9 protein-coding genes are annotated in these 13,927 nt (G+C 54.1%); 5 read left to right on the top strand and 4 right to left on the bottom strand.

Features of this window, described 5'->3' with window-relative positions; all coding sequences use genetic code 11:
* Positions 1 to 9 precede the first annotated feature (9 nt).
* Genes AC3WOG_RS23255 through AC3WOG_RS23265 form a run of 3 tightly spaced genes read right to left on the bottom strand, consistent with a single transcriptional unit; the run spans position 10 to position 3,906 of the window.
* Positions 10 to 864 (bottom strand): hypothetical protein, encoded by an 855-nt coding sequence (locus AC3WOG_RS23255; RefSeq protein ID WP_492580282.1) that lies wholly within the window; start codon positions 862 to 864, stop codon positions 10 to 12.
* A 10-nt stretch (positions 865 to 874) separates the two neighbouring features.
* Positions 875 to 2,416 carry a hypothetical protein gene (locus tag AC3WOG_RS23260; RefSeq protein ID WP_492580283.1) on the bottom strand — a complete coding sequence of 514 codons (1,542 nt, stop codon included), beginning with the start codon at positions 2,414 to 2,416 and terminating at the stop codon, positions 875 to 877.
* A gap of 20 nt (positions 2,417 to 2,436) precedes the next feature.
* On the bottom strand, positions 2,437 to 3,906 hold the full coding sequence (locus AC3WOG_RS23265) for an OmpA family protein (RefSeq protein ID WP_492580284.1): 1,470 nt from the start codon (positions 3,904 to 3,906) through the stop codon (positions 2,437 to 2,439).
* 1,176 nt (positions 3,907 to 5,082) lie between these two features.
* On the opposite strand from AC3WOG_RS23265, the gene AC3WOG_RS23270 reads away from it, so the two are divergent.
* From AC3WOG_RS23270 to AC3WOG_RS23290, 5 genes are all read left to right on the top strand, one after another.
* Entirely contained in the window at positions 5,083 to 6,315 is a 1,233-nt protein-coding gene (locus AC3WOG_RS23270; protein WP_492580285.1) for a hypothetical protein, read from the top strand.
* Positions 6,316 to 7,178: 863 nt separating this feature from the next.
* On the top strand, positions 7,179 to 9,629 hold the full coding sequence (locus tag AC3WOG_RS23275; protein ID WP_492580286.1) for a P-loop NTPase: 2,451 nt from the start codon (positions 7,179 to 7,181) through the stop codon (positions 9,627 to 9,629).
* A 637-nt stretch (positions 9,630 to 10,266) separates the two neighbouring features.
* Positions 10,267 to 11,373 carry a GmrSD restriction endonuclease domain-containing protein gene (locus AC3WOG_RS23280; RefSeq protein ID WP_492580287.1) on the top strand — a complete coding sequence of 369 codons (1,107 nt, stop codon included), beginning with the start codon at positions 10,267 to 10,269 and terminating at the stop codon, positions 11,371 to 11,373.
* A gap of 11 nt (positions 11,374 to 11,384) precedes the next feature.
* Positions 11,385 to 12,041: an MAE_28990/MAE_18760 family HEPN-like nuclease gene (locus AC3WOG_RS23285; protein ID WP_492580288.1), complete on the top strand. Its 657-nt coding sequence runs from the start codon at positions 11,385 to 11,387 to the stop codon at positions 12,039 to 12,041.
* An 840-nt stretch (positions 12,042 to 12,881) separates the two neighbouring features.
* Entirely contained in the window at positions 12,882 to 13,346 is a 465-nt protein-coding gene (locus AC3WOG_RS23290) for a hypothetical protein (protein ID WP_492580289.1), read from the top strand.
* Positions 13,347 to 13,454: 108 nt separating this feature from the next.
* Here AC3WOG_RS23290 and AC3WOG_RS23295 read toward each other — a convergent pair whose 3' ends face one another.
* On the bottom strand, positions 13,455 to 13,895 hold the full coding sequence (locus AC3WOG_RS23295) for a cupin domain-containing protein (RefSeq protein WP_492582416.1): 441 nt from the start codon (positions 13,893 to 13,895) through the stop codon (positions 13,455 to 13,457).
* Positions 13,896 to 13,927: the final 32 nt, after the last annotated feature.

Here is a 13,927-nt window from a genome sequence, read left to right on the forward strand (position 1 = left end):
CCAACCGCGTCAATAACTAACCGCCCCGAGCAGTGCTGGCGACCCAAACTCACCGACGGTTGCATTCGACTGCTGGAAGTAAAGTGTCCAGAACTGCTTCAATGCGCTCATCGTCTGCGGATCGCGGTAGACATTCTTTATCTTCGCATCCCCGGCCAGGAGACCAGCGCCGATCACATAGATTCGAGCGCCGCCGAAATCGCCGATTAGACCGGCTGCCGTCGCTTTCTTCATCTCCGCCTGAGGATCGATACGGCGAACAGCGTTGTGTGAGTAGAAGCTCGACACCGAGCTGTTCTCAAGCATATCCGAGGCAATCAGCACGACCTTATCGGAAGCAGGCGAAGTCCGAACCTTGTCGCTGATATCCTTCAACGCCGCCAGAATGTCCGACTTCGCGAGATCATTGGTCGCGACCGACTCGACACGCACGATCGCGGCAAGCAATGCCTTCTTCGCGTAGGCAGACTGCCCCGTCATACACGCGTCGAAGCTACGCAACGCACGTTCGCTGATGTCGTCTCGCAACTTCTCGGGTATCGGTGACTCGATGACACCGCGCGTCACAACTTCCGTGTAATGCCCTTGCGAGAAAGCCGAAAAATCGAACAGCGTATAGGCGCCCCCTGGTTTGACGGACTTCCCGGCCATTTCCGCGATCTGTGCCTGCAACTTCTCGTCGAAAACCGTCGTCTGGTCGATGGCGATGAAAAGTTCGTGATCGGCGCCGCCTGCAGCCGGCTTGATGTGGTTGGCGGCGTAACAGCTCGGGATATCGTTCGTGACGCCGGCATGTGCCGACACTGCTACCGCGGTCAGACATGCTGCCGCGACTGCGTAAGTCAGATATTTGAACATGAACATGAGCGTGAGATCAGGCCTTGAAAAGATCATCGAGTTCGGACTCAAGCGCAAGCTTTGCTTTCTCAGCACGCTCTTTACGGAGCTTGATCTCGTTGACGACCTCGACTCGCACGGACTCATCGAGGCTGTATATCAGTTCCTTCTTGCGTGCCACGTCGGACTCAGCCTCGATTTTTGCGACCAGCGTGTCGATTGCTGCGTTCGTCGACACTTCATCGGCCAGTGTTGCTGATGCTGCGACTACCTTCGCAGGCGCGTCGGTCACAACGCGTCCAGCTTCGGTGTGCGGTGCTGTCACCTGAGACTGGAGTGCATCGAGAGTCGTCGCGCCGGCTGCCGGGCGAACCAGGCCGCTTTCCAGATCCGTGAAATTGCGATGCTCGAGCACGTAATCCCTGAACGTCTTCGAGAACGTCTTGCCCGAGATGTCAGCGTTCTCAGCCATCCGCTTCTGGAGGTTTTCGAGCTGCGACTGCGCGATTGCCCGGAACGGTGCGTAGTAGTTGTTGTAGTCCTCAAACGTCTTGAAGCCTTTTGTCGTCTTCCATGCGGCGAGACTTTCCCGGCCACCGAAACCCCACGCGAAGCCACCGAAAATGCCCACGATCTGCGTGACGACAAAAATCACAGCCAGCGTGATGAAAGCCGCAGCGCCTTCGCTTCGGGTCGACGACGACTCTTCTGCTTTCGCGCGGTCGTCGGCCGCTTTCTGGCTGGCAACGAGTTCGGCCGGCATCGAACCTGTTGCCGCGAATGGATTGCCGGCGTCAGCACCCTGGCTCACGCCCATCGCTTCACGCGTCTGCTCCGCGTTGAGGTTGCTCCAGCGCATCCACGTCGACGTTCCCGCGATCACGATAATGACGGCTACCGTCAATCCCACCATGAAATAGCTGTGACTCGTGCCGACCCGATTCGCAACCTGCGTGTAGTCGGGTTCGCCATCATCGACGGACTGATCGTCGTCGAGTTTGACCTTGCGGCTCGAAAAGCGCTCCTGCGCTTTGTCCTGCTTCCATTGCTTCCGGCATCGCGCAACGAGATTAGAACGATAGAGCTGATGTCCAGCGACGTGCGTCAAGAACACCATAATCACGCACAGCACGAACACGATGGCCACCATCAGCAAAGTATGAGTATTCGCGCTGCCCTCGCGGGCCATCCAACTGCCGAGCAGATACGAAAAACCGAGACCCTCTGCGATCACGAGCACGGTTAGCAGCGTCAGGAGCCACAACGGCGTAGGCGAGCGTCCGCTGTCGTCTGCCTTCGCGAGGTATTCATTGCGCTTGCTGAATTCGGCTTTTGACAGGTATGAGATGAACTTGTTGTAGTCGCCGCACAGCGTGCGTTCGGAATCAGTCCAGCCGTCTTTTCCGTGAATTCCGTGGCGCGACAGGCGCGCAGTCTTCCCTAGAACGGGAAACGTGTATTTCCAGTGATTCAGCCAGAACTCGAGCGTCGAGCGGAACGAAAATGCGCCCACTGCGAGCAGCACCACGACGACGCACCAGATAGCGGAGCCCAGATTGGCCTGAATAAAGTCCATCATGATCGTTTATTACCCTCTTGTTAGGTGCGTGCGATGACAGGCACGTAATTCACCGTGAAATACTGACTGCTCTTGCGGCGAACGAGCTCACCGGACGTCGCCTTGCCGTTGGAGAAAATGATGTCGGCGCAGTCGAACACGCCGCTGTTGTTGACGAAGACCCGATACAGGACGCCTCCCTTCACCGCATAGGCATTCACGTCAGGAGATAACGTCACCTGCGGCGAGCCGTTCAGGCCAGCGTTGCGGTCGATGTCTTTCCACACTAGCAGCGTTGGCTTTGCGCCCGCAGTGGCACCGTTTCGAAGGACGGAGACATCCTTGAGCGCAAGATACTGTCCGTTCAGCGTTGCGCCCCAACTGCTTCCATACAGATTCGGCAAGTGATCGCGCACCGGAACCGCCCGGTCATCGGCGACGGACTTCATCGCCCGCGAAACGCGCGGCCGGTCGTTCACGCAGCTCTTCGATACCGGCACCTCATCGGCGACCGCCGAAGACAGGAACGAGAATGTCGAGGACGGTGCCGGCGCGGCGGCGAATTGGAGGCCGAGTGTCGCGGGCGGTGTTTCATGCCATCCGAAATCGATGCCGTCGGATGGCCCGGAATGAGTGGACGCAATCGGCGTGGCAGGCGCGGGGTTCGATGTAGCGGCAGTGTTCGCCGATCCTGCGGCTGACGTCGAACGCGCGGGGGGCGTTCCGGCCACCGGAGTCTCTGTAGCAGTGCGGTTTCCGGAGGCGACCGTTCGACGCGGCGCTTTGGCGCTCGTCCCGCTCGATGTCGCAGGCGCCACACCCGCCGGAGATTGATCGGGCTGAACCGTCACCGCACGGTAGTACTGGTATTTAGGCACGCGGCTACTTGCGTAGCTCTGCAGAATGTCGGGCCTGGCACCGCTGAGATCGACGATCTCAACCCGGCGGTTAGCCGAGCGCCCCTCCACCGTATGATTGTCGGCAATCGGCAACGTCTCCCCGGCGCCCTGATAGAACACATTTTCCGGCGCAATGCCGTGATCCGCGAACAGGCGTGCTACGGCGCGAGCGCGGCGTTCTGACAGGTCTGCGTTAAGTTCTGAGCTGCCGGTGTCGTCTGTGTGACCGACGAGCAGGATTTTCGTTTGAGCCGCAGCTGCTTTGTCCGCGGTGCTGGACGCCTCCGCCACGCGATTGGACGTGCGATATTGCTCGGCGATCTCACCGAAGTAGACCACCGCATCTGGTGTCAATTGGGCCGACCCCGTTTCAAATTGCGTGTGTCGCGCGGTATCGACGATCGCAAAAGAGCTGCCGACCTGTTCAGTCTTGCCAGTATCCGGAGCACGCGTCTCGAGCGCGGTCGCCGTGTACGTGAGGTTGTGCTTGGCGGCGATTTTGGACAATGCGCAGCGCCGACTATCGACCGCATGTCCAATGAGGCCGCCGGCCAGGCCGCCTGCGGCGCCAGCGATCGCCGCGGCCGCAACCTTGTTCTTGTTGGCGATCACTGCTCCTAGAACAGCACCAAGCCCCACTCCGACTGCGATGCCAATGTTCCGGTTGCTGTTTGCACATGGATCGGGGTTTGCAAATGTGCTTTCGAACACATTTAAGTCGCCGTTTTTCTCCGGATCACCGGTTGTCCCGCTCGTCTGCTGGAACCCACCGGGATTGGCACAGCCGGACAATGCGAAAACGGTGATCGTAGCGAGCCAAAGCGGCCTCGCTTTTCCTATTCCTCTCACTGAGAAACCCCTCGGTCGATTTATTTTTTAGTTGCGCCAACGTGAGCGTCGGCAAAAGAAGCGCCATCCAGGTTATCGAAACAAGCGCTCCCATATCGATAACGGCACAGGTGCGGTGAACTTTAGAAATGTTTCAGGGGGGGAGGTAATTGCGGCGGATGGGCGCAATGCTGATGGCGCGTCAGGTGCTCGAATGTTCGTGGCTACGGTGGAGGAGGGAGTCGAGTATCCGTGTGGAAGTACGGAGCTACGATCACAGCTGGGCGACTAGTGTCGATTATTCGTTTCGCATAGTCGGCGGGCATTGCGTATCGTTATCGGGGCGCGCGAGGCTCTTGATCGGCCGGAGCGGTCATTCGCGAAGATGTTAGGTGCAATACGCCTCGAACGTCTGCTTCCCGCAACAATCGATTTCGCCGACTCACGCAGTCATCCAGCCGCCCCAAAAATGTGTCTTCGACGCCGACACTCCGATCAAGTCGACATCGCTCTCGCGGGTGACGCATCGAGATGCTCCTGGGACGCTGGATGCACTGGTTCGGGCATAAGGTTATAGGCCTTGACACGAAAAAACTTTGATCGACAGATTTACTCGTGAACGACGGCTATGCACAATCTGGCAGGAATATCTCGACGTTTCATTGCGCACCGGATATCGCGAATCGTAGATACCAATTTCGAATTGGAAAGCTGTAAGTGCCCCTTCTGCCGATCTTCTGATGCTTACGAAGCATCTCCTTTTGGAGGCGGAGGGGGATGCATGTCGCATAACCGCGTATCTCCCTCAAGTATTCAACAAATGGCGCCGTTATACTGGGTCGTAAGTCTTATCTGGCTACCTCGGAGTGGCTTCATCAGGTGTATTCGCCCGAGGTTCGGAGCTGAACCAGAGTTAATTTTTTTTATATTCACGTGCGACAAAAACAGGTGCCATCAAAAATGCTAAGCGAGAAGGAAATAAAAATTCTGTCTGGGGTCGTCGAGGGTATTCCGCAATGGTATATTGAGCCGAAAATCGGACCTTCCAGTTTCGCGCTGGAGATTGCTGATGGCAGATCGATAACAATTTTTAATGCCAACCCAAACGGTAATAACAAAAATCTGGGGCGTATTAAAGAATTCTTGTCTGAAAATTTTATTAAATGGACGGAAAGTTCGCCAGAGGCACCGACACCTAGCTTTATGCGGGGATTGCGGGAAAACGTCGCTTTGGTATGGTTGAAAAATTCCAATTCCTCCGTTGCTTGGGGCAAGCTATTTGCCTACCTTGATGAAATTACGGATAGAACATATGAGAATGAAGCGATTTCGCTGAATTTGGTGATTACAAACGGGCTTGGTACTGTTGATATCACACTCCCGCATCTACAGAAAATTCTAGATTCGCTCGCGAGTTCGCAACACGTGTACATGAAAGTGTCACCTGAACTAGAGTTTATAGACTATTGCGAGGTGAGTTGGGACGAGGCGAAATTAACGCAGGACTATAAGTTCAATCCAGATTTTCTGGAGCCATATCGCTGGGCGCTCGAGGAAAACGATTTTTCAGTCCACGTAAATCGACGGCACGATGTCGTGATCATGGATAAGTATGGTCCTGTCGCAACAAAACGGAAGGGCAGGTGGTTTATCTATGACAACGTTAGCCTTAAAAATGCGTTCGTGTACGCATTTGGTGGACTTGATAATTACCGCGTCGGTTGTAACGTAGTCGATGTATTGCTTGATTTAAGCTATCGCAGGCACGGTGCATTGATGGTTTTTGATCCCGGTCATGCCGTGTTGCCGAACATAGTGAACAAGGAATCAATAATCGCCCCTGGTACCAACAGTGCGGACGCAGCGAGGGAGATGCTTCGCGAGCGGATTGGGAGTATCGCGATGGCCAGGAGGAGCTATAAAGAGCGGAGAAAACGTCTGCTCCTGGAAGTCGCCGGGATCGATGGCGCCGTGGTGTTTGATAAAGAAAATATTCTCGCTGTTGGCGCGATGATCAGTCCACATCCAAACGTTGGCAGTGAGACAGGTGCGAGGACCACTGCGGCAAAATCGGCTTTTCTCTGGGGAGGTACTCCAGCCAAAGTGAGTGCGGACGGGGATATGACGATCTTCTTTAAGGTCGGCGCAGGTAAAAATCCGCGTAGCGCCAGCGCACTTATGAAGTTTCTCTAATAATAGAAACCGCCCCTCCGTGAATGAAAGCTATCAATAGCTAAGAAACCGGTAGTCCGCTGTGACCGCGTGTAAGAGATCGCCTGCTCACGGTTTCCTGGATCCGGTTTAGGGCGGCAATTCTTGCGGGACAGAGGGCGGCCCATTTCAACTCGATTCATACCGGCGGACAATCTCGCCATGTGCGAGCCGGATTAGACGGCATTGGACTCAAGTCAAACACTTACCAGTTGAACTCAAGTGGCTCCGTCCACCGAGCTGCCGATATGCGCGAGAAAGCAGATGACCGTTTGACATCGCCCCTATAGGCTTCGCTGCGTAAGCAGCCATTCGTTGGGCATTGGGGCACGGGCAGCGAGTGACCGCAAAAGCCGATCAACCACCTTTCATGTCAGTTGGTAATCGGCAGGTCGTCGGCCATTGCCGACATTCGTCTATCGACACGGAAATAACCGCTCACTGCTACAAACCGGCCATTCGCCGAGGGCAACGGCGAACGGCTGCTACCGACTTCGACGAATGCGTACTTTCGACCCTGTGCGGACTTTCGACGTACTCTGCCGAACGACCGGAGTCAGACCGTCACCGGCCTTCACAAACGCCGCATCCAGACGAGAACTCTGCTGCGCCGTTGCTCACAGCGCACCAGGTGATGCGATTGTATGCAGATTCGACCTACTTTCCTTTTTGCTCGGTGGGACGAAATCAGTTGGATGGACCGGCCTTGCCGGAGGCCCAATGTATTTTGCCGTCCGTGTTTGGTTTTGGTTGCCACTGGAATGCTTTGGTATTAGATTCCGCAGAGAGCGAAATTTGTCTTTCGTCCGCGAAGGGCGAAGCACCACAACTAAACGGGGGAACGTGTGAACGAAATCATCAAATCGGCGATAGCGAGAGGCGACCTTATTCTCTTTCTAGGAGCAGGTGCCTCAAGAAACTGCAAGTCATCTTCGGAAGCATCGACCTTGGATGGGAGCGCATTGGCTAAGGAGCTGGCTAGACGCGCAAATATCCCCTATTCAGACGAAAGCCTTGACGACACCTACGCTGCGGCTCAAGCCGAGCTCGGTGCGAGAATGGACGCGACTCTCGAAGAGCTATTTCGTCACACGCGCCCCTCTGCTGAATATCAAGTCCTAGGGCAGTACGCTTGGCGGCGAATTTATACATTAAACATTGATGACGGGTTGGAGCGAGCATTCAGAAATTCGGATCAGAATTTATGCGTTAGACTCGCTGCTGATTCTGTCGTGGAGAGGGATGTTTTTTTTAGGCGACTCGATCTGATTAAGCTGAATGGATCGGTCGATAGATTAAAAGAGGGGATTATATTCTCCAGTTCGGAATACGCTCAGGCAACGAATCGAACCTTGCCTTGGTATGAGCAATGCGCTTCGGACTTCGTCAGGTCGTCATTCTTGTTTGTTGGCACAAAAATCAATGAGCCGCTCCTAAAATTTCACATAGAGCGATACAAATCGATTAATGGAAAAGGCCCCGGAAGAAGCTTTGTTATTACGCCTTCTGCGACCGCCATACAAAAAGCATCACTTCTTCAATTCAATATTGTTCATATACCTGGAACACTATCTGATTTTACGAATTGGTTGACGCAGGAATTCGGGGAAGGTATCTCGGCAATTCAATTGGCTAAAGCGAGTCTTCCTCAATATGCAGGATTTTTGGCTGCTCCCGATCCAAAAGCTTACGCCAATGTCCTTGAGGGCGTTAGTCTTGTGACGCCCGACATGGTTGCTCCGGAAAAAGCGGATGGCACCATTCGGAGGTTTTATAAAGGGTTTCAGCCGACGTGGAACGATATTGCTGAGGGAGTTCCTGCGGAGCTCGGGGTTTTGGCTGAAAGCATTGAACGAATCAAGGAAGGTACAAACCCGAATACTATCATTCCATTCATTGGGCCCGCAGGCTCTGGCAAGACTACGCTTCTAATGCAGCTTTGTTATTCAATCTGCCGCCTAGAGGGGGTGCGAGTTTATTACATTCAAGAACCCAACGGAGAAATTAAAAAGACATTGGATGCTCTTGAAGAATCCTCCAAGGATTCCAGCCAGATATTCGTTGCTATAGATAATGTCGACGTGGTCTCGGATCAGCTCGCAGAGGCACTGAACGCGCATCGCCTGAAAAAGACGCGAATCCTTTGCGCAGAAAGAGAGAATATTTGGAATCGGCGTACGAAACATAAAATTGGATCGCACTCCGTCGGTCCGACCGTAGTAAGAGAATTTACCGATTCGGATGCAAAAAATATCTTAGAGAAGCTTCAAAAATATGGCTCCTGGACAATTCTGGGGCAAATGTCGGAACGAAAGAGGCTTGAGACATTGCTTTCTCGCGCGAAAAAGCAACTTCTGATTGCATTGTTGGAAGCTACCTACGGTCGAGGATTCGAAGAGATAATCGAGAGCGACTATAAGTCTTTGGCATCAGAGGAAGAGCGACTGTTTTTACTTACTGTTGGAGTAATAACAGAGCGGCATTTTGAAGCGCCTGCTGGTCTCGTAGACCGCGCATTAAATTGTCTTGGAATTTTGGCAAAATCGACTGTCTTGTCAGACAATCTTGCTGGGATTGTTGTAAAGGCGTCCGGCGACAAGCTCACTGCGCGGCACCCAGTCTACGTTAGGCATTTGCTTGAACATGTGGTTGATCCAAAATTGACGGCAACGGCAATTAGTGGGCTTTTAAGCGCCTTTTCTCACTATGAGGCACCGGTGATTAGGCATCTGAAGAAGACTGAGGCCGCAATCTACAAGGGACTCATTAATCATAGATTTTTGTGGGAAGTTTTGAAGGGGCGTGAAACGCTAATTATTAGCTTGTATAAAAACCTGGAAAAATCATTCGAGCTAGACGGCTTGTTTTGGTTGCAATATGGCTTATCGCTTCGCGATTTTCACGATAACGATGAGGCTTTGGAGAAGCTGCGCACCGCATTCAACGCCTATGCAATGCCCCACACTCAACATGCGCTGGGACAGCAATTGTTGATTCTGGCGGAAGAGGCTGCTGATAAAGCAATTGCGTTGCGCTATGTCGATGAGGCACGGGAGCTCCTTGAGCCACTTGATGCCACGATCGATAGTGACGATACGTATCCGATTGTTACGCTTGCCGAAGGGCACACTAAAATTGTCCGGAAATTTGAGGGCGACGATGAGGCCCGACGCATTGCGAAATCATATATACCCTCGGTGTCGGTGAGATGTGAGGCGCAACCGGATAACATGCGCCTCCGCGAATGTCATGATCGTTTGTTTAAATTTGCTGCGACAGGATCGTGGGTCGAGTAATGAATAGAAATAGGTCAAATCTGATTTTTGTCGAGAGCGACGAATTGTTCCATCGGAATGCGTCGCCGCCCAGAGTGGCCATCGAAGTCTGAGCTGCAGCTGTCAGCGCTTGAAAGTGAAGCTGGTTCGCATTCGACGAGTCGTCGGTCGCCCCCGCTTCACCAAACGGCGACTCGTCGGATATCAGCAGACGTCCGGCATACGACTGCGAAGGACCGTTCCTGGCCGGGAGCCACGGTTCCCAATGTTTGCAAAAAGCGGACAGTGGGCGAGCTGCACATTTCGATGAAGGGCAGTTTTACGGGTACACCGCTTACAGGCAGCCGCCGTCGGCCATGAGTGGACAGTGGCCCAAACATTCACATGGACCTTGGTGTACCAATCGTACCGGTCCTGTGTCGGCGGTTCGAGACAGTGAGGATGCCTTTGCAGGGACTAGTCAGATATCACGTCAGTCTTGCGACGGCCGCCCCATCTAGCGCGAGACGGGCGGCGTGTCATATTCAAGTTAGCTCGATGGGTGATAGACTCGCGCGTTCTAAGGCATCAGCTCTTCACCGATATCTACGCTGCATGGCAACGTGGATAGAATCATCAAAAACATTGACCGGCCGGAGTGCCGAGATTGGGGGGAACGATGGCGCTGGTAGACGAGATCCAGGCAGCAAGAAAGAAGGTCATCACAGACGGCTATGAGATGTCGCTGGGCGAGATCATCAATCTTTACAAAGATGAGGAACTGGTAATCGATCCAGTATTTCAGCGATTGTATCGTTGGGAAGATGAACGCAAGACGCGGTTTATCGAGTCCCTCATTCTGGGTATTCCGATTCCTCCGATCTTCGTCTATCAGGACGACAATGGAGTTTGGGAGCTTATTGATGGTCTGCAGAGACTGTCCACAGTGCTACAGCTGACAGGAGATCTAAAGGGGGAACGGGCCGAACAACTGGGACCGCTCATCCTCAACGGCACGCGCTTTTTGCCAAGTTTGGATGGCAAACGCTGGAAGGAATCGTCGCCTGATGCGAACGACGGTATCGGCCAAGCACTGCAGATCGAGATCAAGCGAGCTCGAGTGAGGGTCGAAATACTCAAGTCTGATAGCGACCTTTCAGCAAAGTTTGAGCTATTCCAGCGTCTGAATACGGGGGGGGCCGAGCTAACTGAACAGGAAGTCAGGAACAGCATCGCAGTTTCACTAAATCGGCGGTTCTATGACTGGCTGATCGAACGCTCGGCCGATGAAGCATTTGTTCGAACGACAAACCAAACTGACGCCGCACTGGAATCGCAGGCCGGTGTAGAGTTGGCACTGCGCTTCGTAGCATTCCGGTCTGTCCCCTACGATGCCGGCCTGGATGTTCATGAATATCTTGACGATGCTTTGATGAAGATTGCGATGGATCCGAACTTCGACATGGCGACGGAATCTGAGGTCTTCACGAAGACATTTGGATACCTCGACGAAGCGCTCGGCGACTCAGCATTTAAGCGTTGGAATGGCCATACCTTTTCGGGCAAGTTTTTGATGTCCGTGTTTGAGGTCATCGCAACCGGCGTGTCTCACAACGTAGGCGCACTCGAAGCGTTGCAGCCGCAAGCACGACAAGACTTCATCAAGCGGGCCGCCCGAGATCTTTGGAGCAACCAAACCTTCATTCAGAATTCCGGCGCTGGTATTCGAGGCACGACGCGATTGTCGCGACTGCTGCCAATCGCGGCCGCCATGCTGAGGCCGTAAAGGTTAGGTCTATGCCGGATATCCGCACCTTGGCCCAACTGCAGGACACTCTGGATCAGGAAATGGGCTGGCGAGTGAAAGAAATCGGGGCGTTTAGAGTGGCTTCTAAGGGAAACAGTCCAGAGAGGAAGTTTTATATTCGAGCGGGGGTCGCGCTCGTATATGCTCATTGGGAGGGTTTCATAAAGGCTGCGTCTGAGCACTACTTGACCTTTGTGCGCAATCAAGGCCATACCTATCTTGAGTTGAAGAGTTGCTTTGCAGTTTTTGGGCTGAAAGGTAAGCTGCAAACCTTATCCACGTCTAGGAAGTCAGCTTCAAATATCGAAGCTTTCAACTTTATTTTTTCCGAGATGGGGCAGCCCGCGCGCATGCACATGTCCTCCGCAATCGACACCGAATCGAACCTCACGTCGAAGGTATTCGCCAACATCGCTAGCTCGCTGGACATAAGCATCAGTAACTATGAAACCAGATTTAATCTCATAGATGAAAGTCTAGTTAGCCGACGCAATAAAGTGGCGCATGGAGAATACCTGGATCTGGGTGGCAAGGAATTCGCAGATCTCGTCGACGAGGTTCTTCAGTTGATGCGCAGTTACAAAACTGACTTGCAGAACGCAGCTTCGATGAAAAGCTACAAAAGGCCTACACAGGCTGAAGTGTAGACATCGAAGTAAGCGGCGCGCCGCCTGATACTTTTCTGCAGTGTCCGCTCAGCGCCCAAAAGCGGGCGACCGAGGGTCTTTGGCCCAAGCGCCTCCTTCAGGGTCGAAAGTACGCATTCGTCGAAGTCGGTAGCGGTCGGTGGCCGTTGCCCTCGTCGAACGACCGGTCTGCAGCAGTGAGCGGGCATATCACCGTCGATACACGAACGGCAGCTCCGGCCGATGACCCGCCGGTGGCCGTACCGAATAAACGGAACGTCGGCTAAAGCGTCTCCTAGTTAGCTAATGTAGCGTGTTGACCGCCTCCGCCGGATGCGGAGGGCCGCTGCCGGCCATTCTGAACTGTGCGGGCTAACGTGCCGCAAGTTTGTTTTTCATCCATCTGCTTGCGTTCGGCTCCGCAGAGAGTGGAGCCATCGCTCGACCAAAGCAGCGGCTTGACCGCCGACGCCCCGAGCACCTGTGCAGTCGTCTGCGTGCCCTGCCAAACTTGAAATACCGCGCGGATGAGGTCAGTCGAAACCTTATCCAATCGGCCAAACTTGACCGTTTAGCGCACTCGGTTGAAACCTACCCCCTCGCTCTGATTTATAATCATCAAGCCATCGGGAAACACCCGGCGGCCAGGTTTAGCAGCCTGCTTGTTACGTCCGCACACCCGCCCAGGCGGGTGTGCGTCTGCCGCTGCACGTCTATATTCCAATGGGCGGGCCGTGGTGGGGGAGCCGCAAGGCTCGCCGGCTTGACGTAACACCGGTCTGCTAACCCCGCTTCGTGCCCGCTCACCCACCTTGCAAGCGAGTGTCGGGCGATCCGAGGAAGTATTAGGGAGATCGCACCATGAGCAAATCCGCAAAACAATCACAACCCGCTTCACGCCCGCCTGTCGACGCACTCCAGTACGAAAAGCTTGCGCTGTCTGCCTTTGATTTATGCGAACGGCAGTTGAGCCAACTAGACACGCTGGTCACACTTGCGGCCTCAATATGTAGGAATCCTGCCATGACGAGTGAGGAAAGACGACGTCGGCAGACGCTGCTTGAATTGCTCCTCGACACTGCGGAGCAGTATCAGCAGGAACGCGAGTGCGACCGCGAACTGTTCCAGGTCATCGCGCTCGATGCGAAGGGAATCCCTCAAAGCCGCATCACGGCGAGTCGTGCCGTGCGTCTTCTTGAAGAGGCCGCACAGTCGGCGAGGGAAACACCAGCTAATGCGAACGCAGTACAGCGCAAACGGACACCCGCTAAAAGCGCGACGAGCGTGAGAGCAGAGGCGCAGCAGCCGGTTGCTGTGCAGCACTAAACCATCAATAGCGGTCAACGTGCCGTGCCAACAAGAAGAGGCGCATAGTTTGCGCTTCTTCTCTCAGCTACGACATCGCCACGACCACCGCAACACAACCGCAGCCGCCTACGCCTTAAACTCCGCCGAAACAAAAATCTTCCGGCACGGTTCAACAACCTCCCACGTCCCTTTAAACCCCGCCGGAATCAAGAACCGATCCCCGGCGCGCACGGTTTTAGCCGTCCCGTCCGAATCCCGAATCACCGACACACCTTCGAGAATCTCGCAGTACTCGCTCTCGGTGAAGTTCACGTTCCATTTACCGCACGCCCCTTCCCAAACACCCGCCGCGAGCTGCCCACACGGACTAGCAAAGTGCGTATGAACCGCTTGCACAGGATCGCCCGAAAGAACCGCTTCCGCTTTCGGCATGTACTCAACACTTTCCTTAGCAGGCTGCGCAAAATCTACAATGTTCAAAATACTCATAATGGCTCGAATACAAACAGAGTTAAAAATCAAAGCTTCAAAAAAGGGCGCAGCACACACACCCACTGCATGCGCCACGCTCAAAACGAGTCACCTAACAGCAGCAAAGC

This window comes from Paraburkholderia sp. FW306-02-B (assembly GCF_058782725.1).

Excerpts from the sequence above, each read along its gene's own strand:
- AC3WOG_RS23280 (WP_492580287.1), top strand. The coding sequence starts at position 10,267 with ATGGCGCTGGTAGACGAGATCCAGGCAGCAAGAAAGAAGGTCATCACA.
- AC3WOG_RS23260 (WP_492580283.1), bottom strand. The coding sequence starts at position 2,416 with ATGATGGACTTTATTCAGGCCAATCTGGGCTCCGCTATCTGGTGCGTC.
- AC3WOG_RS23270 (WP_492580285.1), top strand. The coding sequence starts at position 5,083 with ATGCTAAGCGAGAAGGAAATAAAAATTCTGTCTGGGGTCGTCGAGGGT.
- AC3WOG_RS23290 (WP_492580289.1), top strand. The coding sequence starts at position 12,882 with ATGAGCAAATCCGCAAAACAATCACAACCCGCTTCACGCCCGCCTGTC.
- AC3WOG_RS23255 (WP_492580282.1), bottom strand. The coding sequence starts at position 864 with ATGTTCATGTTCAAATATCTGACTTACGCAGTCGCGGCAGCATGTCTG.
- AC3WOG_RS23285 (WP_492580288.1), top strand. The coding sequence starts at position 11,385 with ATGCCGGATATCCGCACCTTGGCCCAACTGCAGGACACTCTGGATCAG.